20 protein-coding genes are annotated in these 22,123 nt (G+C 59.3%); 6 read left to right on the top strand and 14 right to left on the bottom strand.

What is annotated here, in order from left to right:
• Nucleotides 1-91: 91 nt before the first annotated feature.
• The 4 genes from metF to ACP7E0_RS02190 form a co-directional block, all read right to left on the bottom strand.
• Entirely contained in the window at nt 92-1,018 is a 927-nt protein-coding gene (gene metF, locus ACP7E0_RS02205; protein ID WP_426122673.1) for a methylenetetrahydrofolate reductase [NAD(P)H], read from the bottom strand.
• Nucleotide 1,019: 1 nt separating this feature from the next.
• Entirely contained in the window at nt 1,020-2,048 is a 1,029-nt protein-coding gene (locus tag ACP7E0_RS02200) for an ArsR/SmtB family transcription factor (RefSeq protein WP_426123029.1), read from the bottom strand.
• A 190-nt stretch (nt 2,049-2,238) separates the two neighbouring features.
• Nucleotides 2,239-3,888 carry an energy-dependent translational throttle protein EttA gene (gene ettA / locus ACP7E0_RS02195; RefSeq protein WP_426122670.1) on the bottom strand — a complete coding sequence of 550 codons (1,650 nt, stop codon included), beginning with the start codon at nt 3,886-3,888 and terminating at the stop codon, nt 2,239-2,241.
• 93 nt (nt 3,889-3,981) lie between these two features.
• Complete coding sequence (locus ACP7E0_RS02190; RefSeq protein ID WP_426123028.1) at nt 3,982-4,737, bottom strand: ribonuclease T2; 756 nt, start codon at nt 4,735-4,737, stop codon at nt 3,982-3,984.
• 205 nt (nt 4,738-4,942) lie between these two features.
• Here ACP7E0_RS02190 and ACP7E0_RS02185 point away from each other — a divergent pair, with 205 nt between their 5' ends.
• Genes ACP7E0_RS02185 through ACP7E0_RS02175 form a run of 3 tightly spaced genes read left to right on the top strand, consistent with a single transcriptional unit; the run spans nt 4,943 to nt 8,523 of the window.
• On the top strand, nt 4,943-5,878 hold the full coding sequence (locus tag ACP7E0_RS02185; RefSeq protein ID WP_426122669.1) for an alpha/beta fold hydrolase: 936 nt from the start codon (nt 4,943-4,945) through the stop codon (nt 5,876-5,878).
• 13 nt (nt 5,879-5,891) lie between these two features.
• Nucleotides 5,892-6,842, top strand: a complete 951-nt coding sequence (locus tag ACP7E0_RS02180; protein WP_426122667.1) for a DMT family transporter — start codon at nt 5,892-5,894, stop codon at nt 6,840-6,842.
• Nucleotides 6,843-6,876: 34 nt separating this feature from the next.
• The gene (locus ACP7E0_RS02175; protein ID WP_426122666.1) at nt 6,877-8,523 is read left to right on the top strand and encodes a thiamine pyrophosphate-binding protein; all 1,647 of its coding nucleotides are present in this window, start codon (nt 6,877-6,879) and stop codon (nt 8,521-8,523) included.
• A 55-nt stretch (nt 8,524-8,578) separates the two neighbouring features.
• Here ACP7E0_RS02175 and ACP7E0_RS02170 read toward each other — a convergent pair whose 3' ends face one another.
• Complete coding sequence (locus tag ACP7E0_RS02170; RefSeq protein ID WP_426122664.1) at nt 8,579-8,917, bottom strand: TIGR01244 family sulfur transferase; 339 nt, start codon at nt 8,915-8,917, stop codon at nt 8,579-8,581.
• Between the two features lie 75 nt (nt 8,918-8,992).
• Nucleotides 8,993-9,847, bottom strand: a complete 855-nt coding sequence (locus ACP7E0_RS02165) for a DUF4432 family protein (protein ID WP_426122662.1) — start codon at nt 9,845-9,847, stop codon at nt 8,993-8,995.
• Between the two features lie 104 nt (nt 9,848-9,951).
• On the opposite strand from ACP7E0_RS02165, the gene ACP7E0_RS02160 reads away from it, so the two are divergent.
• The 3 genes from ACP7E0_RS02160 to ACP7E0_RS02150 all read left to right on the top strand — a co-directional run bounded on the left by ACP7E0_RS02160 (nt 9,952) and on the right by ACP7E0_RS02150 (nt 14,653).
• Entirely contained in the window at nt 9,952-11,118 is a 1,167-nt protein-coding gene (locus ACP7E0_RS02160; RefSeq protein ID WP_426122661.1) for an IS110 family transposase, read from the top strand.
• Between the two features lie 485 nt (nt 11,119-11,603).
• Nucleotides 11,604-12,986, top strand: coding sequence for a L,D-transpeptidase family protein (locus tag ACP7E0_RS02155; RefSeq protein ID WP_426122659.1), 1,383 nt, complete (start codon nt 11,604-11,606; stop codon nt 12,984-12,986).
• A 377-nt stretch (nt 12,987-13,363) separates the two neighbouring features.
• Complete coding sequence (locus ACP7E0_RS02150; RefSeq protein WP_426122658.1) at nt 13,364-14,653, top strand: NAD(P)/FAD-dependent oxidoreductase; 1,290 nt, start codon at nt 13,364-13,366, stop codon at nt 14,651-14,653.
• A gap of 65 nt (nt 14,654-14,718) precedes the next feature.
• Here ACP7E0_RS02150 and ACP7E0_RS02145 read toward each other — a convergent pair whose 3' ends face one another.
• The 8 genes from ACP7E0_RS02145 to ACP7E0_RS02110 form a co-directional block, all read right to left on the bottom strand.
• A complete protein-coding gene (locus ACP7E0_RS02145; protein ID WP_426122656.1) occupies nt 14,719-15,411 on the bottom strand; it encodes an AAA family ATPase in 693 nt (230 codons plus the stop codon).
• 227 nt (nt 15,412-15,638) lie between these two features.
• Complete coding sequence (locus ACP7E0_RS02140; RefSeq protein ID WP_426122655.1) at nt 15,639-16,421, bottom strand: AAA family ATPase; 783 nt, start codon at nt 16,419-16,421, stop codon at nt 15,639-15,641.
• Between the two features lie 335 nt (nt 16,422-16,756).
• Nucleotides 16,757-17,137 (bottom strand): hypothetical protein, encoded by a 381-nt coding sequence (locus ACP7E0_RS02135; protein WP_426122653.1) that lies wholly within the window; start codon nt 17,135-17,137, stop codon nt 16,757-16,759.
• A 16-nt stretch (nt 17,138-17,153) separates the two neighbouring features.
• Entirely contained in the window at nt 17,154-18,299 is a 1,146-nt protein-coding gene (locus ACP7E0_RS02130; RefSeq protein ID WP_426122651.1) for an iron-containing alcohol dehydrogenase, read from the bottom strand.
• Nucleotides 18,300-18,302: 3 nt separating this feature from the next.
• The gene (locus ACP7E0_RS02125) at nt 18,303-19,682 is read right to left on the bottom strand and encodes an aldehyde dehydrogenase family protein (RefSeq protein WP_426122650.1); all 1,380 of its coding nucleotides are present in this window, start codon (nt 19,680-19,682) and stop codon (nt 18,303-18,305) included.
• 20 nt (nt 19,683-19,702) lie between these two features.
• A complete protein-coding gene (locus ACP7E0_RS02120) occupies nt 19,703-20,125 on the bottom strand; it encodes a type II toxin-antitoxin system VapC family toxin (RefSeq protein WP_426122649.1) in 423 nt (140 codons plus the stop codon).
• Nucleotides 20,112-20,579, bottom strand: a complete 468-nt coding sequence (locus tag ACP7E0_RS02115) for a helix-turn-helix domain-containing protein (RefSeq protein WP_426122647.1) — start codon at nt 20,577-20,579, stop codon at nt 20,112-20,114. Before ACP7E0_RS02115 ends, ACP7E0_RS02120 begins: the two co-directional genes overlap by 14 nt.
• Before the next feature lie 78 nt (nt 20,580-20,657).
• Nucleotides 20,658-22,028, bottom strand: coding sequence for a glutamine synthetase family protein (locus tag ACP7E0_RS02110; protein ID WP_426122646.1), 1,371 nt, complete (start codon nt 22,026-22,028; stop codon nt 20,658-20,660).
• Between the last annotated feature and the right edge of the window lie 95 nt (nt 22,029-22,123).

Below are 22,123 nucleotides of genomic sequence, written 5' to 3'. Positions count from 1 at the left end.
CAAAGCTGAAGCTGCCAAGCACAAAAAGCCCTTGAAACCATCCGGTCTCAAGGGCTTCTTTCTGTTTGCAGCAGTGCCTCGCTCGCCCGTTTCAGGCAGCGGCACCCGCCGAACGCGATTGAACAGCAGCGGGTCCCACCCGTTCAAACCCAACCAGATCGCACACGGCCGCCACCAGGGGCGAACGGTTCATCGTATAGAGATGGAAATCGCGAAGGCCACGGCGCGCCAGATCGACGATCTGCTCGGCGGCGATATGGGTCGCTTCCTTGAAGCGCTCTTCCGGGCTTTCATCGAGATGGACCAGCCGGGTGACGATGGCCTCGGGAACCTTTGCACCACAGAGTCCGGCAAACTTGGTGATCCCAGCCAGATTGTTGATCGGCATTATACCTGGGACGACCGGAATATTGATGCCCGCTCTCCGGACGCGCTCAAGATAGCGCTCGAAATCATTGTTATCGAAGAAGAACTGGGTGAGCGCCCGCGTCGCGCCATTGTCGACCTTGCGCTTCAGCATATCGATATCGGCATCGACATCCGGGCTTTCGGGATGCTTTTCCGGATAGGCGGACACGGAGATCTCGAAATCCCCCTTGGCCCGAATGGCTGCCGCCAGCGCAGCAGCATTCTCGTAGCCGCCCGGAAATGGCTCGTAGCGTGCACCAATACCGCCCTGCGGATCGCCGCGCAAAGCCACGAAATGGCGCACGCCATTGTCGATGAACTCGTCGACGACGGCATCCACCTCCGCCTTCGGCGCCCCAACGCAGGTCAGGTGAGCCGCAGTACTGGCGATCCCTTCATCGTGGATCATCCGCTGCACGGCGGTCAGCGACCGCGCCTTGGTGGAGCCGCCAGCGCCATAGGTCATCGTCACGAAGGCCGGATCAAAGGCGGATAGCTCTGTAACTGTCTGGAACAGCTGGGTTTCCATGTCGTCGTTTTTCGGCGGGAAATACTCGAAGGAAAGCCGCAGGTTTCCGCGTTCGGCCGGGTAAAGGGTGTGTATCGGCATGTCATGTCCTCCCGGCATAGGCGAGAGCGCGCTTGCCCTCGGGTGTATCGATTGTAGCAGTCTGCCGCTGATCGCGGGCAAGCCAGATGGTCACCGTTAGCTGCCGGTCCCGATCCGTCTCCGGGGTCAGGTCCACCGTCTCCTCGACGGAAAGCCCGGCCTTCTCCAGCCAGTCAGCCATCGTCTGGCGCGAAAAGCCCAGACGCATATGCGCATGCTCATCACGCAGATATTCCAGCGTATGCGGAGCAAGATCGATGATCGCCAGCCGGCCGCCGGGCACAAGCATGCGGGCAGCCTCGGCAATCGCCGCTTGCGGTTGCGGCAGGAAGTGCAGGACCTGGTGGATGGTGACGAGATCGAACTGACGGCCGTCGAGCGGCAGGTTGAAGATATCGCCATGACGGATCGAGGCCTTGGTGATGCCGGCGCGATCAAGATTGGCGCGGGCCACGGCCAGCATGTCACGGCTGGCATCGACGCCGACACCACGGCGATACAGTCCTTCGAGAAGCTGGAGGATGCGGCCGGTGCCTGTTCCGAGATCGAGCAGGCCATCGACCGGCTCCGTACCGACAACCTTTTTCAAGGCCGCCTCGACATCCGCTTCGCTGACATGCAGACGGCGCAGCTCGTCCCATTCGGATGCATTGCGGCTGAAATAGTCCTGAGCCTTCTCGGAGCGCGCCTGTTTCAGCGCCGCCAACCGCTCGCCGTCACGCGTCAGAACCGCGTCGGCAATATCGGAAGCCGAGAGCAGGTCGCGTACCAGCGCAACGCCCGCCCCCTCGCCCCTCAGGCGAAAATAGGCCCAGGCGCCTTCCTGATAGCGATCGATCAGCGCGACTTCGGCAAGCAGCTTCAGATGGCGGGAAATTCGGGGCTGCGACTGACCGAGAATTTCGGTAAGATCGGTGACGGTCAGGTCGCCGGCAGCTAGAAGCGCCAGAAGACGCATGCGCGTCGGCTCGCCCGCTGCCTTCAGCACGTCGACCAACTCGTCCAGCCCCAGCCCGTGTTCTCGCGCCATCATCAACCCCATCAACACATAAAGATATGTTTATGTGATTTTCGGATTTTCTGCAAGTTGAAATGTCGCATTGGCCACAGGCAGCAGGACAGACAAAAGGCGGCCCGAGCGGACCGCCTTGATCTGTTTTAGCAGGCGAAACAATTGGCTGCTTCACAACGATGGCGCAGCCAATGAAGCCCGATTTTGCCTATCGCGTCAGGCGCTTGTAGCTGACGCGACTTGGGTTGACCGATTCCGGGCCGAGGCGGCGGATCTTGTCCTTCTCGTAGTCCTCGAAGTTGCCTTCGAACCACTCCACATGGCTGTCGCCTTCGAAGGCGAGGATATGCGTGGCCAGCCGGTCGAGAAACATCCGATCGTGGCTGATGATCACAGCGCAGCCGGCAAAGTTTTCCAGCGCGATTTCAAGCGCCGCCAGTGTTTCCGTATCGAGGTCGTTGGTGGGTTCGTCGAGCAGGAGCACATTGCCGCCGGCCTTCAGCATCTTGGCAAGGTGAACCCGGTTGCGCTGACCGCCGGAGAGATTGCCGACCTTCTGCTGCTGGTCGGTGCCCTTGAAGTTGAAGGCGCCGCAATAGGCGCGCGAATTCATTTCCAGCTTGCCGAGCTTTATGACTTCGGCACCGCCGGAAATTTCTTCCCAGACGGTCTTAGCTCCATCGAGCGCATCGCGGCTCTGGTCGACATAACCGAGCTTGACGGAATCGCCGACGCGGAATGTGCCGCTATCCGGCTTTTCCTGGCCGGTGATCATCCGGAACAGCGTCGTCTTGCCGGCGCCGTTCGGTCCGATGACACCGACAATGCCGCCTGGCGGCAGCTTGATCGACAGGTCGTCGATCAGCACGCGGTCGCCGTAACCCTTGGTAATGTTCTCGGCTTCGATAACCACCTGACCGAGGCGCTCGCCGATCGGAATGATGATCTGCGCATCGCCAAGACGCATCTTGTCGGCTGCATCGACCAGTTCGTCATAGGCCTTGATACGGGCCTTCGACTTGGACTGGCGGGCTTTCGGGCTGGAAGCGATCCATTCCTGTTCACGGCTGATCGCCTTCTGACGGGAGGCGTCCTCGCGGTTTTCCTGCTGCATGCGCTTGGCCTTGGCAAGCAGGTATGCGGAATAGTTGCCTTCGTAAGGAATGCTGCGGCCACGGTCGAGCTCGAGGATCCAGCCCGTGACATTGTCGAGGAAGTAGCGATCGTGGGTGATCATCATCACGGCGCCGGCGTACATGCGCAGATGGTTTTCCAGCCAGCCGATGGTTTCGGCGTCCAGATGGTTGGTCGGTTCGTCGAGCAGCAAAAGGTCCGGCTTGGAGAGCAGCAGCTTGCACAGGGCCAGACGGCGGCGCTCACCGCCGGAAAGGCTGGTCACATCCGCATCGCCGGGCGGGCAGCGCAGAGCCTCCATCGCCATTTCGACCTGGCTTTCGAGATCCCACAGGTTCTGGCCGTCGATGATGTCCTGGAGCTTGGAGCCCTCTTCCGCCGTCTCGTCGGAATAGTTCATCATCAGTTCGTTGTAGCGCTCGAGGATGGCGGTCTTGTCGGCCACGCCTTCCATGACGTTTTCCATCGCCGTCTTGGTGGGGTCGAGCTGCGGCTCCTGCGCCAGGTAGCCGACGGTCGCACCTTGAGCGACCCAGGCTTCGCCGGTATATTCCGTGTCGATCCCGGCCATGATGCGCAGCACGGTCGACTTACCGGCGCCGTTCGGGCCGAGGATGCCGATCTTGGCGTCCGGATAGAACGACAGATTGACATTCTCCAGCACCTTCTTGGTGCCGTAGGACTTGTTCAGCCCGGACATATGATAAATGAATTGACGTGCCATAGAGAGAACTGCTCCGACGGAATGGGATTTTGCCCGCTATGTAGGCGAATTATCCCGGCGGAGCAATGAAGAAACCGGTTTTAGCAACGCCATTCACTGAATGCCGGCTGCATCGACGGTCCCTTTTGCGCATTTGAAATCGGTATCACCGGCGGCAAGGATCAGACTTGAAAGGCCGGCATCGGCGGAAATATCGCCCGACAGGCCGATCGTGAGCCCGGTGACGACGCTGCGCGCGCCGGCTTTCTGGCACCGCATCCTGACGCGGTCACCCGCCCCCTTGCCAAAACTGTCGTCAAAGGCCTGCTTGACCTCGCTTTCCGTCACATCCAGTCCGAGCCGGCCGGCAAACAGGGTGCGCACCGCCGAGCCGTTGATTTCATCGAGAAGACGAAGCTGCACTGCAAAATAGTCCTGCGCGGTTCCGCCGTGGCATGTGCCGCTGCGCAGCCATTGGTGCCGGTCGAGCCCGGATTGCGTTCCCGGCATGGCCACCACCAGTTGAGCTGCCGTCTTCTCAGCCATAGCCGGTTGCGGCAGGTCCAGCCAGTCGCCTTTCTGGTCGCGGGCCTTGATATCCGCAGCGACGCCGCAATAGCTCTTCTTCACCGGCCACAGGCCATGCAGGGAAAAATGCGTCGCGTCATGGCGCTCTGCGGTCTGTCCGGCACATTCCTTGCGGGTCGGGCGGGTCTCGCAAAATCCCGGCTGCCAGCTGATAGCGAGAATGTATTCGGTCTTGCCCTTGGCGGCTGTGGCTTTTTCCTCCGCAAAGACCGGTGAAACAAACATTGCGGCTATCATGATCAGCCCCAGACGATGCAGATACGGCACGAAGATAGTCCTCACATTCCCTTGCATGCAGGCCTCCTCCAACAAGAACAAAACAAGATCATTTAGCGATTAAAACGAGAAAATTGCAACCTGAAATTCATGCCCGATCGATTTTTTCCTGACCTGATGTCAAACAAGCACCAAGCGCTTGTTGCCTTTGGCTGGTAAATCAATTTGATAGCGGTTAAGCGCAGGAACTTCGCCAGGGAGTATCTAAGGGGTGTTCACCACGGTCGAAACGCTACAAAGCCCGAGCGGAGCAGCCCTTGCCTGGCGCCACTGGCCTGCCGCCGCGCCGCATAAAGGTGTGCTTATCGTCAGCCACGGGCTGGCCGAACATTCCGCCCGTTATGCCCGCTTCGCCGAAGTCATGGCCGCCCACGGTTTCAACGTCTATGCGCACGATCATCGCGGCCACGGCGCAACAAAAGCCGCCGATGCACCGCTCGGCCGTTATGCGCAATCGCAAGGGGCAGCCAAGGTCGTCGACGACGTCAGGGCAATGCGCATGATCACCGCCAGCCGTCATCCCGGCCTTCCCGTCATCCTGTTCGGCCATTCCATGGGAGGCCTGATCGCGCTGAACGCCGCGGAAACGGATCCGGGCCTTTACGATGGACTGGCTGTCTGGAACTCGAATTTCAATCCGGGGCTTGCCGGACGCGCAGCGCAAGTCGTGCTTGCCATCGAGAAAATGCTGAAAGGCTCCGATGTGCCGAGCGGGCTGCTGTCGAAACTGACATTCGGCGCCTGGGCCAAATCGATACTCGACCGCAAGACCGACTATGACTGGCTGTCGCATGACGCGGTGGAAGTGGCAAAATATATCGACGATCCGCTCTGCGGTTTTGATGCCAGCGTTTCGATGTGGATCGACCTGTTCACGCTGACCTTCGACGGCGCAAAGCCGGATCGGCTGAGCCGACTGCCGAAAAACTTGCCGATCCACCTGGTCGGCGGCGGCCAGGACCCGGCCACCAACGGCGGACGGGAAATCCGCTGGCTGGAACGGCGCATGTTGGCCGTCGGCTTGAAGCGCGTGACGACAGTTGTTTACCCGTCGATGCGCCACGAAACCTTGAATGAAATTGAGCGCGATGGTGCCATGCAGGATTTTGCCGCATGGTGCATTTCCGTCGTGGAGCAACGGAAATGAGCAAAGACCTGGCATGACCGACATTTCTGCAAAAGCGGCCACACGCAGCAACGATGTTTCCTTCGGCCTCAGCCTGATGGTCATCGCGGTGCTGATCTCGCCGCTGATCGATATCTTTGCAAAGCTCGCGATCACCACAATTCCATCGGCTGAAATCACTGCCGTCCGCTTCGTGCTGCAGATGATCTTCATCCTGCCGATCGTCATCGTCCGCGGCACGCTGTTCGATCTGACCTGGAAGAAAACCGGCCTGCATATGCTGCGCGGCGGCCTGCTGGTCGTGACCATGCTGTCCTTCATCACCACGCTGAAGGCGATGGAAGTCGCCGATGCCATCGCCATCTTCTTCGTCGAACCGATCATCCTGACGATCCTCGGCAGCATCTTCCTCAAGGAAACCATCGGTTGGCGGCGCTATACCGCCTGCGGCGTCGGCTTTTTCGGAGCGCTTTTGGTCATCCAGCCGAGCATGCAGGAGGTCGGCTGGATCGCGCTTTTGCCTGTTGTCTCGGCCTTCGGACTGGCGATCTTCCTTTTGGTCACCCGTCTGGTCGCACAGAACGAGGATCCGTGGTCGATGCAGTTTCATGCCGGTGTCTGGGGCGCGGTGTTCTGCGGCATCCTGCTTTACATCGGCGACGGGACCGGCTCGGATATCTTCGATCCGATCGTGCCGGATATGACCGCCGGCCTTTATCTGCTCGGTGTCGGCATTACCGCGACGATCTCCGGCGTGCTCGGCGTCTATGCCTATCGTGCCGCGCCCGCCTCGGTGCTGGCGCCACTGCAATATCTGGAGATCGTTTCGGCGACGATCTTCGGCTGGCTTGTGTTCGGCCATTTGCCGGACGCGCTGAAATGGCTGGGCATCGCGATCATCATCGGTTCCGGCCTCTACATCATCTGGCGCGAGCGCCGGGTCAACAAAACAGCAGGTATAGCACCGGCATCGCCGGCCATCTGACAAACGTGAGTGAAGTGCTTTGGGAGGAGCAGACATGAAGACAGGCGGAGAATTGATCGTTGAGGCGCTGAAGGCGAATGGCGTCAGGCGGGTGTCCTGCGTACCGGGCGAAAGCTATCTCGCCGTGCTCGACGCACTCTATGATACCGACATAGACGTCGTGGTCTGCCGCCAGGAAGGTGGCGCCGCGATGATGGCTGACGCCTGGGGCCGGCTGACCGGCGAACCCGGCATCTGCATGGTGACGCGCGGTCCGGGCGCCATGAATGCCTCTGCCGGCCTGCATATCGCCCGCCAGGATTCCATCCCGATGATCCTGTTCATCGGCCAGGTCCAGCGCGATGCCCGTGAGCGCGAGGCATTTCAGGAAATCGAATATCGCCGCGCCTTCACCGAAATTGCCAAATGGGTCGGTGAGATCGACGATCCCGCCCGTATCCCGGAATTCGTCACCCGTGCCTTTGCGGTCGCCACATCCGGCCGCCCCGGTCCGGTGGTCCTGACACTGCCGGAGGATATGCTGATGCAGAAGACAGAAGCTGTCACCGCGAAGCCATATCAGCCAGTGGAAAGCCATCCCGGGCCAGGCCAGATGCGGGCGCTGGAAGCCCTGCTCACTAAAGCCGAACGGCCGATCGCCATTCTCGGCGGCACCCGTTGGAGCGAACAGGCAGTCCGGCAGTTCCAGTCCTTCGCCGAGCGCTTCGACCTGCCGGTCGGCTGCTCCTTCCGCCGCCAGATGCTGTTTGACCACCTGCATCCCAACTATGCCGGAGATGTCGGCATCGGCATCAATCCGGCGCTGGCCAAGGACATCCGTGAAGCCGATCTGGTGTTGTTGATAGGTGGCCGCTTCTCCGAAATGCCGTCTTCGGGCTATACCCTTTTGGAGGTGCCCTACCCGAAGCAAACGCTGGTGCATGTGTATCCCGATCCCGGCGAACTCGGCCGGGTCTACCGTCCGAATCTGGCGATTGTTGCAGCACCCGATGATTTCTCAGCCGCCCTTGAGACCCTGACACCGGCGCAACCATATCGTCGGTCCGAACGGACGGTACGGATGCATCAGTCCTATCTCACTTGGTCTACCCCGCCCGAAACAGGTCCCGGCGATGTGCAGATGGGGCCGATCATGCGCTATATCGAGGCGAATACGGCAAAGGATACGATCTTTGCCAATGGCGCCGGCAACTATGCCACCTGGCTGCACCGCTTCCACCGGTTCCAGCAGTTCGACACGCAGGCGGCTCCGACATCCGGCTCAATGGGCTACGGCCTGCCGGCCGCCGTCGCCGCCAAGCAGCTGTTTCCAGAACGTGAAGTGATCTGCTTTGCCGGTGATGGCTGCTTCATGATGCACGGGCAGGAATTCGCCACCGCCGTGCGCTACAATCTGCCGATCATAACCCTGGTGATCAACAACGGCATCTACGGCACGATCCGCATGCATCAGGAGCGGGAATATCCGGGCCGGGTCAGCGGCACCGACCTCACCAATCCGGATTTTGCAGCCTTTGCCCGCGCCTATGGCGGCCATGGCGAACTCGTCGAAAAGACGGAGGATTTTGCCGGTGCCTTCGAGCGCGCCCGCCAAAGCGGCAAGCCGTCGATCATCGAGATCAGGCTCGATCCGGAAGCAATCACGCCGACGCTGACGCTGAGCCAGATCCGGAACGGCTAGGCTTCATCCAAGGACGACCGGCGCGCAATCGCAAGAATGCGCGCCGTCAACGATATCAGCCGCGAATGTGCTGGGTCTGCTGATAGACATTGGTCGAGCGGGCTCCGGAGCGGCAATAGCCGAGCATCGGCCGCTCGAACGTATCCAGCGCATCGACCATTTCGCGCACGGCATCGGCGGTCACGCCCATTGGGCCGACCGGGATATGGGTGATGTCGAGGCCGAGTTCCTTGGCGCGGGCGGCGATCGTTTCGAACTGCGGCTGATCGGGCTGCTCGAAATCCGGGCGATGGCAGACGACGGACTTGAAACCCAGCGCCTTGATCGTATCAAGGTCCTCGACGGAAATCTGTCCGGTGACCGAATATTCATTGTTGATCTGGCGAATGTCCATGGCTGTGCCTTCCTCAAAATAATGCCCGGACTGATGTAAGACCGGCGGCTTCATGCGTCAATTGGAAAGGCGGGCTCAGCGGATCTGGAACGCCAGCGCGTATTCGATCGTCTCATCCGGCGCGAGCATCGGCATTTCACCGGCGGCAGCAAGCGCCTCGCGCCTGGCGATACGGTGCGAAACCGGCTCGATGCTGATGACATCAGCCGATCCCCGCTGGCATCGCCACATCTGCAGGAATGGCAGGGTCGCCGTGGAAAAGCGGACGATCAGCGAGCGGCTGGACAAGGCTTCGAATGGTCCAAGCGCCACCTGCGCCCAGCCGCCGTCGGCCTTCTCTGCGGCAGGCACGCAGAAATGTGCGCTCTCCCCCTCACCGAATCGCCACGGGCGCTTCTCGTCACCGAACATCGTTCCCGCGATATAGGTGTCATCGCCGAGCAGCCAGCCGCCGATATTCATGTGATACATCAACATCGGTGCAAACGGCGTATCACCGGTATTGGTGACCCGGTCGGCGAGCAGCACCTCTGCGGCATCGGCATTGACGGTCCATCGTCGTGAGAGCAGAGCGGAACCGCCATTGGCAAGCTGGACTTTGGTTTCGGCAAGGCACCCTGGAGGTTCATCCTCTGCCGCCATCTCCGTCCGGCTGACCGGCGTTCCGCAAAGCGACCCGTGCAAAGGAAACAACCGCCCTTCGCCGTCCGCTTCAATGGGTTCCGGATGGCGGATATGATCGGGACCGCAGGTGAAGAAGAAGCCCTGAAGCGCGTGGTCGATGCGCCGGTCGCCATCGGACGGGATCGACGTTCCCGGCGAGACATCAATACCGTCGACGGTAAAAGCGCCGATATCCAGCGCCGATTGCCAATCAAGGAGAATATGGAAGTCACCTTGCCGGTCGCCGCCGGACAGCTTGATCGCCATTGCGTCCTCTCCCGTATTCCCGCGCCTTGAGATCCCATCAGGGGTGAGTAGCGGCCTGCACCGTGGCAGAATGAGGTCGCTAGAAAACTCTCTGGAGGCCAATCATGCCGATGACAGCAGATCAAACTCAAGCACAGACCGCTACTCTCATCGATCTTGGAGCAATTTTCGTCTCGTTGGAATTGAGCAAATCGACATGGCTCGTGACAGCTCTATCGCCGGGAAGTGAAAAGATGTCTCGCCATACAGTTACCGGAGGCGATATCGCCGGCTTGTTCTCGTGTTTTGCCGCCCTTCGCCAGAAAGCCCAGCGCCGTAAGGACAAGCTTTATCCGCTGGTGGTGATCCAGGAGGCCGGCCTTGATGGCTTCTGGCTGGGGCGCGTTCTCAGCAAGGAAGCCTGGATCGAGAGCCATATTGTGGAAGCTGCATCTATTGCCATGCCACGCCGCCATCGTCGGGCAAAGACGGATCGCATCGACGGCGAAACACTTATACGCGCCTTGATGGCTTGGAAACGAGGCGAGCCGCGGGCGTGCTCGATGGTCAAACTTCTCACCCCCGAAGAGGACGACAACCGTCGACTTGGGCGGGAGCGGAAAACCCTGATTGCGGAACGTGTCTTTCACGTCAATCGCATCAAGGGGCTGCTCTTCACACAAGGAATACGAGATTACGAGCCTTTACGTCGGGATCGCCGTCAGCGTCTGGACGAGCTTCGAACTGGAGATGGCAGAGTGCTGTCCAAGCATCTCGAAGCCGAAATTTGCAGAGAACTCGATCGTCTAGAATTGCTGCTAACGCAAATCAAGGCCGTGGAAGCAGAGCGAGATGCGTTGATCGTCTGCGAGACACCGGAAACGCCGGCAAGAGCGGTCGCGCTTTTGAAGGTCAGAGGAATTGGTCCCGAGTTCGCGACGATACTCTACACGGAAGGTTTGTTCCGACACTTCGATAATCGGCGGCAAATCGTATCTTACGCGGGCCTCGCCCCCTCCCCTTGGCAAAGCGGCAACGTCAATCGCGACCAAGGTGTATCGAAAGCGGGAAATCCGCGCCTGCGAGCGACAATGGTCGAGCTCGCCTGGTTATGGCTCCGCCATCAACCGAGCTCGGCGCTGACCTGCTGGTTCAAGGAGCGCATCGCCCGCAACAGCGGTCGCCTCAAAAAGCCGATGATCGTGGCCTTGGCCCGTAAGTTGCTTGTTGCACTCTGGAAGTACGTGACTTCCGGCGTCGTAATCGAAGGTGCGATCATGAAAGCCGCGTGAAGCACGCGGCTATGGAATGCAAAATCTAATCCTCAGGGCCTGATCAGCCCTGACGGATCCAGGTGAACGGACCGGGATTACTTTTGGCCTTAACCGCCGATCTTGAGATTGGTCCCGTTCTCCTGAGCCCGTGCCCGCGAAAGCGGGAAATTGGTGCAGCCGCGGACGCGGCGACCGGATGTGAGGTTGTACAGGCCCGAAAACGGGCCGGTAATTGCTATGGGCTCAGACCGTGGATCCGACTGCGAAGGAGAAATTTGATGCCAATAGAATGAACCATTGACAAAAATCCTGATGTGAGGGAATCGATCGTCCTCTACATCAAGGCTAACGCAAACACGGCGCAGTATCACCTCCTTGAAACCGGCAAGTTACCGAATTAGATGGATTTTAGGGAACTGTTCATAATGAATTCAGTTTATTCATATTACCGTCCCATTTGATTTGTACGCCCCGAGTTCAACTGCCAGACAACAGGTTTCATCGTGACGTTCGTTTCCAGAACCGGCTTTGCCCTTTTTGCCGCTGCCAGCGTGCTTGCACTTGCCTCTGCCGCCAAGGCGCAGGAAGGCTTTGGCCGCCTGCCCGCCAATGCGGTGCTGGTGACACCACAAGGTGAAATCCTCGATTACACCCCCGAATCAGGCGACGTGCGGATGACGCGCGACAGCCGCGGCCGCACCGTTCTGGTCGATGCGTGGGGCAATGTCGTCGCGACAGTGATGGGATCCGGCCGGCAGCAGCGCGATGCACAACGCCCGCGCCCGCGAAACCGAGATGTCTACACCAATCCGGACTACGGCTACTCCGACCCGGCCTTTACCGATCAGGGTTATTCGGAGCCTGGCGACGTGACCGGGTCGATCCCAGATTTCAGGGAGACCACACCGCGAAGCGTCGAGCGCGAGCAACTGCCGGACGGAATGTATTCGCCGCCGGACGAAAACGACATGGCGGCCCTGCCGCCGGAAGATGCAGCGCCGCAGCGCGAGCCTCTGCCCGCGGCAACGCGAATTACCAAGAAATCGAGCGCCGAAATCACCGCGCTGCAAGTATTTCTCGACCGGGAAGGTTTTTCTCCGGGCGTGATCGACGGCAAGACGGGATCGAATGTCACCAAGGCCATCGAAGCATGGCAGAAGGCCACCGGCGAGACGCTGGATCCAAACAATACCGATGATATTCTTGAGCGGCTGCGCTTTACCGGCGGCCTGCCGATCACCACCTATACGATCACGGCAGCCGATGCGGCCGGTCCCTATGTCGCCTCCATTCCGGAAGACTATGCCCACAAGGCCGTCTTGCCACACCTGTCGTTTACATCGACGACGGAAATGCTGGGTGAAAAATTCCACATGGACGAGGCCTATCTGCGTGAGCTGAACCCAGGCATCGATTTCACCATTCCCGGCACAATCATCAAGGTGATCAATCCGGGCGAGGTCAAGACGGGCAAGGTCAGCCGCATCGTCGCCGACAAGTATCGAAAGCAAGTGTTTGCTTATGACGAAGCGGGCACGCTGGTTGCCGCCTACCCGGCAACGATCGGCTCCTCTGATACGCCATCGCCCTCAGGTACCGTGCAGGTCGATCGCATCGCGCTTAATCCCGGTTATACCTATAATCCGAAAATCAATTTCAAACAGGGCGAGAACGACAAGGTCCTGACCCTGCAGCCCGGACCGAACGGCCCCGTCGGTACGGTCTGGATCGCGCTGTCGAAGCCCACCTATGGTATCCACGGAACCCCGGAACCGTCCAAGATTGGTAAAACCCAGAGTCACGGCTGCGTACGCCTTACCAACTGGGACGCGACGGAACTTGCCAAAATGGTAAGCGTCGGAACGACGGTCGAATTCATCGACTAAAAACCCTTAAAAATTATGGGATTCTCCCCCATTTGGGGGAGTGACGAAAGCCGAAAGCCGTTGAAAATGAAAACGTCTGAGGTGCGTTCAGAACCGTATCTTGGGCACTTTCAACACGTAATCATTTCCGGCTCGGCCAGTCGACCCGGTCAAAGCAATATTGAAAATTCTTTTCGAGAAGACGGACTTTGGCACGCAAACGGAATCGGGGTCGCGGCGCGGAGCTTGGAGGCACCGCGGCCCCTCCGCCGGATCAAACCCGGCAACATCCCCGCGGCTTCATGACTTGATCAGATTTTGTCATTAAAAAACATTGCCGCAATGCTTTATCTGTCGGAAAACTGAAAGACCAATTCCGACAGATAAGGAATGCCGAAATGGCTGCCGAACGCTCCCTTCCCAATCTCTGGCATGCAACGGCACCGGCGGCTCCCGGCACAGGTCCGCTCACGGGGGATATCCGCGTCGATGTGGCGATTATCGGCGGCGGCTTCACAGGACTTTCGGCAGCTCTTCACCTGGCGCAAAAGGGCGTCACCGTTGCTATAGCGGAAGCGAAGATGATCGGCTTTGGCGGCTCCGGCCGCAATGTTGGGCTTGTCAATGCCGGCATGTGGACCAAGCCGGAAGACTTGATCGCCACGCTGGGAGCGGACGTCGGTAAGCGTCTGTTGACGGAACTCGGCGACGGTCCTTCCTTGGTTTATCAGCTTGTCGAACAGCACGGCATTGCCTGTGAAGCCGTGCGTAATGGCACGCTGCATCTCGCCGTCGGAGCGGAGGGGCTGAAGGACATCCAGGACCGCGAGCGGCAGTGGAAGACGTTTGGGGCACCTGTCGAGGTAGTCAGTGCCGATCGCGCCAAGTCGTTGACTGGCGCAGCCGGTTTTGCCGGCGCACTGCTCGACCGGCGGGCTGGAACGATCCAGCCGCTGGCCTATGCCCGAGGCCTTGCCCGCGCCGCCCTTGCAGCCGGAGCCCCGATCTATACCGAAACGCCGCTGCGCTCCGCAGAACGCAAGGGCGACCTCTGGAAGCTGACGGTCGGTGGCGGCACCATCACCGCCAAATCCGTTATCGTCGCCACCAACGCCTATGGTGATATGCTCGCCCAAACGCCATGGACGTCCTATACCCAGGAACTGACGATCCTGCCCTACTTCCAGTTCGCGACGAACCCGCTCTCCGACAACATCGCCCGCACCATCCTGCCCGAACGCCAGGGTTGCTGGGACACAGGGCTGGTCATGACCTCGTTCCGGATGGATCAGCAGAACCGCCTGATCTTCGGCAGCGTCGGCCGCCTGGATGCACTCGCCGAAGGCACCCACCGCGCCTTTGCCGAGCGCTCGCTGCGAAAGCTGTTTCCGGCACTCGGCAATTTCCGCTTCGAATACTGGTGGGACGGCCGCATCGGCATGACGACGAACAACCTGCCGCAGATGCACGTGATGGCCCCGAACGTCTTTTCCGTCAGCGGCTATAACGGCCGCGGCATCGCACCCGGTACGGTCTTCGGCCGCGCACTGGCAAACCACGTCATGGGCGAGCCCAACGCGCTTCCGCTGGCCGAAACGCCAGTCACTCCCGATCCGTTGCGCGGCGTCAAATCGGCCTTCTATCACGCCGGCGCACAGGCCAAGCATTTCATCGACCGCAGGTTTTAATAGCGGATACAAAAACGCCGCGCGAAGAAGCGCGGCGTTTGAAATGTGTGATGGCTAGTAGACCCTCAAGCAGCGCGGCGCATGCTGCCGGTCAGCCTGAGTGGAACGAGCCTACGCACTTCGTCGCCGAAAGCGCGGGCGTTCTGACAGGCCTTATCGAGATTGCTGACCCGCATCGCGTCCATCGTCTGCAGAGTGCCACCACAATCGAAGATATCGCGGAAAGCCGCGCGCTCGATTATCGGCGTATCAAGCACCGGCACGGAACGCTCGGAGAGCAACTGCTTGACCACCTGTAGGGCCCGGGTCGTCACCAGCGAGTTGACGCGCGTCAATACGACGGAGTGATTGATGCGGATACCGGCCTTCTCTTCGAGATAAGCGAGCAATTCCAGCACCTGAGCGCCGCCCTTGGCATCCATGGCACAGCCCTGGATCGGAATCATCACATGATCGGAAAGTCCAATGGCGGTTGCCATCAGTGTGTTGCGCGCACCGGCGAGATCGATGATGAAATAGTCGGTCTTTGCCCTGTTATCGTTGATATGCGTCTGGATCGACGCCATCGTCACATAGGAGATCACCTCGATATTCGGTACCTTGCCCGAAATGTCGTGCCAATGGGAAATCCAGTGCTGCGGGTCGGCATCGAGAATGGTGACACGGGCGCCGTTGCGCGCCAGTTCTGTCGCCAGGATCAGCGCAGCGGTCGTCTTGCCCGCTCCACCCTTGGTATTTGCGAATGTAATGACTGGCATGTCTGTTCCTGTCTGAAAGGTTAGAGCCCCTGCATGGCTCCCGGAGAACGCAGATCACATCGCGCTTCGATTAACCAAACCTTTCAGATCGTGGTTAACAAAGACTGAATGCGCCCCTCCCGAGAATTAACGATTGCCCTGCCGCCAGACACGGAAACTCACCCGAAACCGGCGACGGACATATTCGGAAATTGAGAAGACACACCGATGACCGGCACTTTATCACATCAAAGCGGCAGTGCGGCGCGGACGGCAAAAGAAGGCTCGGCCGTGCTCACAGACAAAGGGCTGCCCGCCAGCGTCTTGTGGCACATGCGAGCAAAAGGCCCGCTCGATTGCGGATAGGATGGCGTGCCCAGAAAATGCCGAACGTCGAGCACCAGAGCCTGCATGTTCCGCTGCGCCTTGGCAAGATTGCTCACCTTGGCCGGGTCGATCGTATAGAGCGTCCCCCCATGCTCGAACATATCGCGATAGGCGCTGCGTTCGATGATCGGCGTGTCCAGAAGGTTTATGTTGCGGCTGGCCAGAAGCGCCTTGACACTGCGCATAGCGCGCGTCGTCACGAATGAGCTGACGCGGGTCAGCACCACTGCATAATTGATATCGCTATGGGCATTGGTTTCGACCTGCCCGATCAGATCAAGCACATGGGCAGCTCCCTGCGCATCCATGGCGCACCCCTGCACGGGAACGAGAACGAGGTCGGACAAGCCTGCCGTCAGCGCGATCAGCGCGTCGCGCGCACCGGACAGGTCGATGATGATATGGGCGCTCTGCCCCTGTTGCGCACGCAGGTTGCTGCCGAGATTGGCGAATGTGATGCCGGTCACCACCGAGATCGCGTCAACCCCGCCGCGCAACCGGTGCCATTTGGCTGCAAACGCCATTGGATCGCAATCAAAGATCACGACCTTCTCGCCCCTGTGCGCAAATTCCATCGCAAGAAGCAATGCGACAGTGGTCTTTCCAGCCCCACCCTTGGCGTTTGCAATTGAAATTACAGCCATATCATTCCCGCCGGCATGCCGGAGCTGCCATCGCTTCTCGCCGCCTCCATTCGCGGAAGAGCATCCTCAAACACGAAGCCTTGCAAAACACGATTAACGAAGAGCAAACGAACGCTCAGAAATAGCGTGTTCCATGACATTTCAATGACGATTTTACGACAAAAGCACACAAGGGAAACTAGTAGTTTTCATGATGTGATTTTATTAGCCGGAAAATGAAAATGGAGCCGGCATCGCATGCCGGCTCCATTCGAAAAAACAAGACCGCTTTAACGAAGGCAAGTCTGCCCAGCGGTATAACGAAAGCATTGATCATGACGTCTTGGCGAGCGCCATTAAACCGGATTGCATGATCCGACGTATTTGGGCTGCACGCGGCCCGCCTTCAGATCGGCCAGCTGGGGAATCGTCGGATCATGGCCACCGATAGTGGACTCGAACACGGCACGATCGATTTTAACCATCCTTCCGCTCGCCGTGAAACTGACCATCCCGCTCTTACCGGAATACGCCATGCTCACCTTCATCTTGCAAAAGAACCGCTTGCTGTTGCTAGAGACAGCCCAGCCCAAGGCGCCGGACTTTCCCTGGCCAAGCTTTCCAACAGAATAGCCTTGTTTTGACAAAGCAGTAAAGGATTCGGCGTTGGCAACATCCGGCAAGCAAGACGCTAACGCTATCGTAGCAACCATCACGTATCGAAACGAAAGAAGCATTAACCTGGAATCCTTTTTAAATGCACTCGAGAAACAATTTCTTGGCAGAATCGAGCGTCAACTCGACCGGATTGCCGCCGGCCGTTGGATCGACGATTGCCATTACTGCCATTTCATCGATGCGGTCGGTGCCGACGCCGAGCGCCGACAGCTTGTCCGGCACGCCGAGTCCTTCGCGCAGCTTCAGCACATAATCGTAGAAACCATCGAAGCCGCCGGAAATGCCGAGATAGGCAGCCGCCAGGCCGATTTTGGCCTCGATCGCCGGGCGGTTGAAGCGCAGCACCGGCGGCATGACGACGGCATTGGTCATGCCGTGATGGGTGTTGTAGATGGCGCCGACCGGATGCGACAGCGAGTGGATGGCGCCGAGCCCCTTCTGGAAGGCAACAGCCCCCATGGCCGCGGCCGACATCATGTTGGCGCGGGCTTCGATATCCGTGCCGTCCTTGTAGGCGCGCGGCAGATATTCCTTGACGAGGCGAAGGCCTTCAAGCGCGATACCAGCCGACATCGGATGGTAGAACGGCGAGGAATAGGCTTCCAGGCAATGGGCAAAGGCATCCATGCCGGTGCCGGCCGTGATGATCTTCGGCATGCCGACCGTCAGTTCCGGATCGCAGATGGTGACGGCAGGCAGGAACTTCGGATGGAAGATCACCTTCTTCGTATGCGTCTGCGAATTGGTGATGACCGAGGCGCGGCCGACTTCCGAACCGGTACCGGCTGTGGTCGGCACAGCGATGATCGGCGCGATGCCCTCGACGCTGGCACGCGTCCACCAGTCGCCGACATCCTCGAAATCCCAGACCGGGCGGCTTTGCCCGGCCATGAAGGCGACGCACTTGCCCAGATCAAGGCCCGAACCGCCGCCGAAAGCGATGACGCCGTCATGGCCGCCGGTCTTGAAGGCTTTCACGCCGGCATCGAGATTGACGTCGGTCGGATTGCTGTCGACATCGGCAAACAGCGCGCGGCCAAGACCGGCAGCGTCAAGGATATCGAGCGCATTCTGGGTGATCGGCATCGGCGCCAGACCACGGTCGGTGATCAGCAAAGGCTTCTTGATGCCGAGCGCCTTGCAATGATCGGCAAGCTCCTTGATCCGGCCTGCGCCGAACTTGATGGATGTCGGGTAGCTCCAGTTGGCAGTGATGGTCATGGTTCAGGCTTTCTTCAGATGGTAGGATTTCGGGCGGGTCAGGTTCTGGAAACCGATGACCGACAGCGAGCCGCCACGGCCGGTTTCCTTGACACCAGTCCAGCACAATGCCGGGTCGAGATAGTCGGCTCGGTTCATGAACACGGTGCCGGTTTCGAGATCGTTGCCGATCCGGGCAGCCCGCTCCGGGTCCTTGGTCCAGAGCGAGGTGGTCAGGCCGTATTTGCAATCGTTCATCAATGCCAGCGCTTCAGCGTCGTTCTTCACCTTCATGATGCCGACAATCGGGCCAAAGCTTTCTTCGGTCATCACCTTCATCGAGTGATCGACATCGACCAAAACCTGCGGGGCGAGATAGGCGCCGCCATCATCCTGCGGAAACAGTTTTGGATCGACCAGCGCCTTGGCACCCTTGGCAACAGCTTCAGCGGTCTGCGCGCGCACTTCGGCGGCAAAACGCTTGTGCGCCATCGGCCCGAGCGAGGTTTCCTGCTCCAGCGGATTGCCAAGCTTGTAGGCAGAGGCAAAAGCGACGGCTTTCTCGATGAAATCGTCGTAGAGGTTTTCGTTGACATAGATGCGCTCGATGCCGCAGCAGCACTGCCCGGAATTGAACATCGCGCCGTCCATCAGCGTATCGACGGCTGCATCGAGATCGGCGTCTTCCATGACATAGCCTGGATCCTTGCCGCCGAGCTCGAGGCCAAGACCGGTGAACGTACCGGCCGCTGCCCGCTCGATGGACCGGCCGCCCTCGACCGAACCGGTGAAGTTGACGAAATCGAAGCTCTTTGCCGCAATCAGCTGCGAGGTCGTTGCGTGGTCAAGGAAGATGTTCTGGAACACGTCTTCGGGAACGCCAGCCTCGACAAAGGCGCGCACCATGCGTTCGCCGACCAGGATCGTCTGGCTGGCATGCTTGATGATCACGGTATTGCCCGCCATCAGCGCTGGCGCCACCGTGTTGATCGCGGTCATATAGGGATAGTTCCAGGGCGCAATGACGAAGACGACGCCGTGGGCGACGCGCTCGATCCGGCGCTCGAAACTGGCGCTGTCCTCGACAATGATCGGCGCCAGTGCATCGGCGGCAATCGTTGCTACGTAGTTGGAGCGCTCGTTGAAGCCGCGGAATTCACCACCGTAACGGATCGGACGTCCCATCTGCCAGGCAAGCTCCGGCACGACCTCGTCGACCATCTCGTTGAGGCGGGCAACACCCGCCAGCACCAGCTTGACGCGGTCCTCGATTGGCCGCTTGGCCCAGCTTTTCTGCGCCGCACGCGCACGCGCAACGTTCGCCGAAGCGACGGCGGCATCAACCGCCGGCCGTTCCGCGTAAACCTCCCCGTTCACCGGGGAAATGCATTGGATCATGGTCATTCGTTGTTCACTCCAAAAGCCTAACAGGCAAGTGTCTTGACGTGACCGGCGGCGCCATAGGCGAGGATCGCGCGGTCACGGGTGATAATGGTCAGGTCATATTCGCGGGCCGTCGCGATGAGAATGCGATCCGTCGGATCGTTGTGAACTGGCGTGGGCAGGAAGGATGACTCCACTAGCAATTGAGGCGTTACATCCAACACGGCCACGTCAGCATCTTTCACAAAATCCGCAAACCAGCTCAGCGCATTCCTTTTCGTCGGCAAACGCCTTTTCGCAATCAGCATCCCGATTTCCCATGCCGACATCGCTGAAACATTCAACTGCCTTTGCGCAGGAGGCTTGGCATTCAGCAAGAGGGTTGCTTCGTTGCTCATAGGCGAAAACTGGGCAGCCCAAATCATGGCACAGGTGTCTAACAGATAAGCGTCAGTCGTCCTCATAGACTTTTCCCCAGTCCGGATCAGCGGGAGCCGTTAGATCCAGATCGTCGGGAATCGTCATTGTCCCCTTCATGCATCCAAAAATCGGATGAAGTTCCAGGAGGGTTCCGTCCGGTCTTTCCATCCAGCGTTTGCCGTCCTTGTAGACAACATCCGCTTCGGTAAACATCTTCACCGGCGGCTCGTGCCGGGCATCCCTCGCCGCCGAATACGGTTCCTGTTTCGATTCGGAAAAGCCCGAAACATCGCCCCGTCGATGGGCCGCGACCTCTTCAAGACTGAGGCCGAAGAAATCGGCAATTCGGTCCTGTTCTTCCGCACTCATTCTGCGTTCACCTTTCAGCATGCGGGAGACTGCGCTCGCATCAATATCCATGAAGCGCGCAAGGGCTCGTACCGACTGGTTGCGCGCTTCAAGTTGTCGATGGAACCACGCAGTATCAATACTCAGCATGCCTTCGACCTTCGAATAATTCGACCATCCGAGTAACATAAAGGGATCATCAATTATTCGCAACATGTTGTGATAATCTCACGCCCGCTCGAATCCTCGTGCAACTTCCCAATCCGTCACGCGGCGGTCATATTCCTCCTGCTCCCATTCGGCAGCGCGGGTATAGTGTTCGATGACATCCTCGCCGAAGGCGTCGAGCAGCATCTTCGACGAATTCATCGCCCGCGTCGCATCGCGCAACGTGCCGGGAATTTCGCGGATGTTCTTGCCGCCATAGGCATCGCCGACGAAGGCCGGTTCCAGTTCCATCTTGGCCTCGATCCCGGCAATACCGGCCGCAATCAGTGCCGCCATGGCGAGGTAAGGGTTGATATCGGAGCCGCCGACGCGGCATTCGATGCGGATCGCCTTGGTACCTTCGCCGCAGAGGCGGTATCCGGCCGTACGGTTGTCCTTCGACCAGACGGCCTTGGTCGGCGCGAAAGTGCCGGCCATGAACCGCTTGTAGGAGTTGATATAGGGTGCCAGAAAATAGGTAATTTCGCTCGCATGCGTCAGAAGCCCGGCGACGTAATGGCGCATCATCTCCGACATGCCATATTTGGCTTCCTTGTCGAAGAACTGCGGCGTCTTGCCGTCGGCGCTCCAGAGCGACTGGTGGATATGCGATGACGAGCCGGCGGCATTGTAGTTCCACTTGGCAAGGAAGGTGATGGCCTTGCCCTTGCTCCAGGCGATTTCCTTGCAGCCGTTCTTGATGATCACGTGCCGGTCGGCCATGGTCAGTGCGTCGGCGTAGCGCACATTGATCTCCTCCTGGCCGGCGGATGCCTCACCCTTGGAGTTTTCAACCGGAATGCCCGCGCCCTGCAGCCCGTTGCGGATTGCCCGCATCACGTCTTCTTCCTTGGTCGTCTGGAAGATATGGTAGTCTTCGTTATAGCCGCTGGCGAGCTTGAGGTTGCGATATCCGCTTTCGCGTGCTGCGTCATAGCTCTGGTCGAAGAGGAAGAATTCGAGTTCGGTCGCCATATAGGCTTTGAGGCCCATGGCCTCCAGCCGGGCGATCTGACGCTTCAGGATGGCGCGCGGCGAATGTGGCACTTCCTTGTGGGTATGATGGTCGAGCATGTCGCACAGAACCAGCGCCGTGCCTTCCAGCCATGGGATGCGGCGAAGCGTCGAGAGGTCGGGCTTCATCGTATAGTCGCCATAGCCGGATTCCCAGCTAGTCGACTTGTAGCCGCTGACCGTTTCCATTTCCAGGTCGGTCGCCAGGAGGTAGTTGCAGCTGTGGGTCTCTTCCCAGGCGCTATCGACGAAGAACTGCGCGTGAAAGCGCTTGCCCATCAGGCGTCCCTGCATGTCGACCTGGCAGGCCAGGACCGTATCGATGCGGCCTTCGGCAACATCCTTCTTCAATTCTTCAAACGAATAGCTCGCGCTCATTGCAAAAAATCCCGTGCTTGATCGTAACGCGGCCTTGCGCGGCTGCGTCCCATTGACGTCTGGTGGAAGCCGCAAGAGCGCGGCTTCCACCTTGT

The sequence above is a fragment of the Pararhizobium sp. PWRC1-1 genome (assembly GCF_049897905.1).
Taxonomy (GTDB): Bacteria; Pseudomonadota; Alphaproteobacteria; order Rhizobiales; family Rhizobiaceae; genus Pararhizobium.
Note: the sequence above shows the minus strand (reverse complement) of the source record. Positions and strands in the feature narration are given on the sequence as shown.

Excerpts from the sequence above, each read along its gene's own strand:
- metF (WP_426122673.1), bottom strand. The coding sequence starts at position 1,018 with ATGCCGATACACACCCTTTACCCGGCCGAACGCGGAAACCTGCGGCTT.
- ACP7E0_RS02200 (WP_426123029.1), bottom strand. The coding sequence starts at position 2,048 with ATGGCGCGAGAACACGGGCTGGGGCTGGACGAGTTGGTCGACGTGCTG.
- ettA (WP_426122670.1), bottom strand. The coding sequence starts at position 3,888 with ATGGCACGTCAATTCATTTATCATATGTCCGGGCTGAACAAGTCCTAC.
- ACP7E0_RS02180 (WP_426122667.1), top strand. The coding sequence starts at position 5,892 with ATGACCGACATTTCTGCAAAAGCGGCCACACGCAGCAACGATGTTTCC.
- ACP7E0_RS02175 (WP_426122666.1), top strand. The coding sequence starts at position 6,877 with ATGAAGACAGGCGGAGAATTGATCGTTGAGGCGCTGAAGGCGAATGGC.
- ACP7E0_RS02170 (WP_426122664.1), bottom strand. The coding sequence starts at position 8,917 with ATGGACATTCGCCAGATCAACAATGAATATTCGGTCACCGGACAGATT.
- ACP7E0_RS02165 (WP_426122662.1), bottom strand. The coding sequence starts at position 9,847 with ATGGCGATCAAGCTGTCCGGCGGCGACCGGCAAGGTGACTTCCATATT.
- ACP7E0_RS02160 (WP_426122661.1), top strand. The coding sequence starts at position 9,952 with ATGCCGATGACAGCAGATCAAACTCAAGCACAGACCGCTACTCTCATC.
- ACP7E0_RS02150 (WP_426122658.1), top strand. The coding sequence starts at position 13,364 with ATGGCTGCCGAACGCTCCCTTCCCAATCTCTGGCATGCAACGGCACCG.
- ACP7E0_RS02145 (WP_426122656.1), bottom strand. The coding sequence starts at position 15,411 with ATGCCAGTCATTACATTCGCAAATACCAAGGGTGGAGCGGGCAAGACG.
- ACP7E0_RS02140 (WP_426122655.1), bottom strand. The coding sequence starts at position 16,421 with ATGGCTGTAATTTCAATTGCAAACGCCAAGGGTGGGGCTGGAAAGACC.
- ACP7E0_RS02135 (WP_426122653.1), bottom strand. The coding sequence starts at position 17,137 with ATGCTTCTTTCGTTTCGATACGTGATGGTTGCTACGATAGCGTTAGCG.
- ACP7E0_RS02130 (WP_426122651.1), bottom strand. The coding sequence starts at position 18,299 with ATGACCATCACTGCCAACTGGAGCTACCCGACATCCATCAAGTTCGGC.
- ACP7E0_RS02125 (WP_426122650.1), bottom strand. The coding sequence starts at position 19,682 with ATGACCATGATCCAATGCATTTCCCCGGTGAACGGGGAGGTTTACGCG.
- ACP7E0_RS02120 (WP_426122649.1), bottom strand. The coding sequence starts at position 20,125 with ATGAGGACGACTGACGCTTATCTGTTAGACACCTGTGCCATGATTTGG.
- ACP7E0_RS02115 (WP_426122647.1), bottom strand. The coding sequence starts at position 20,579 with ATGCTGAGTATTGATACTGCGTGGTTCCATCGACAACTTGAAGCGCGC.
- ACP7E0_RS02110 (WP_426122646.1), bottom strand. The coding sequence starts at position 22,028 with ATGAGCGCGAGCTATTCGTTTGAAGAATTGAAGAAGGATGTTGCCGAA.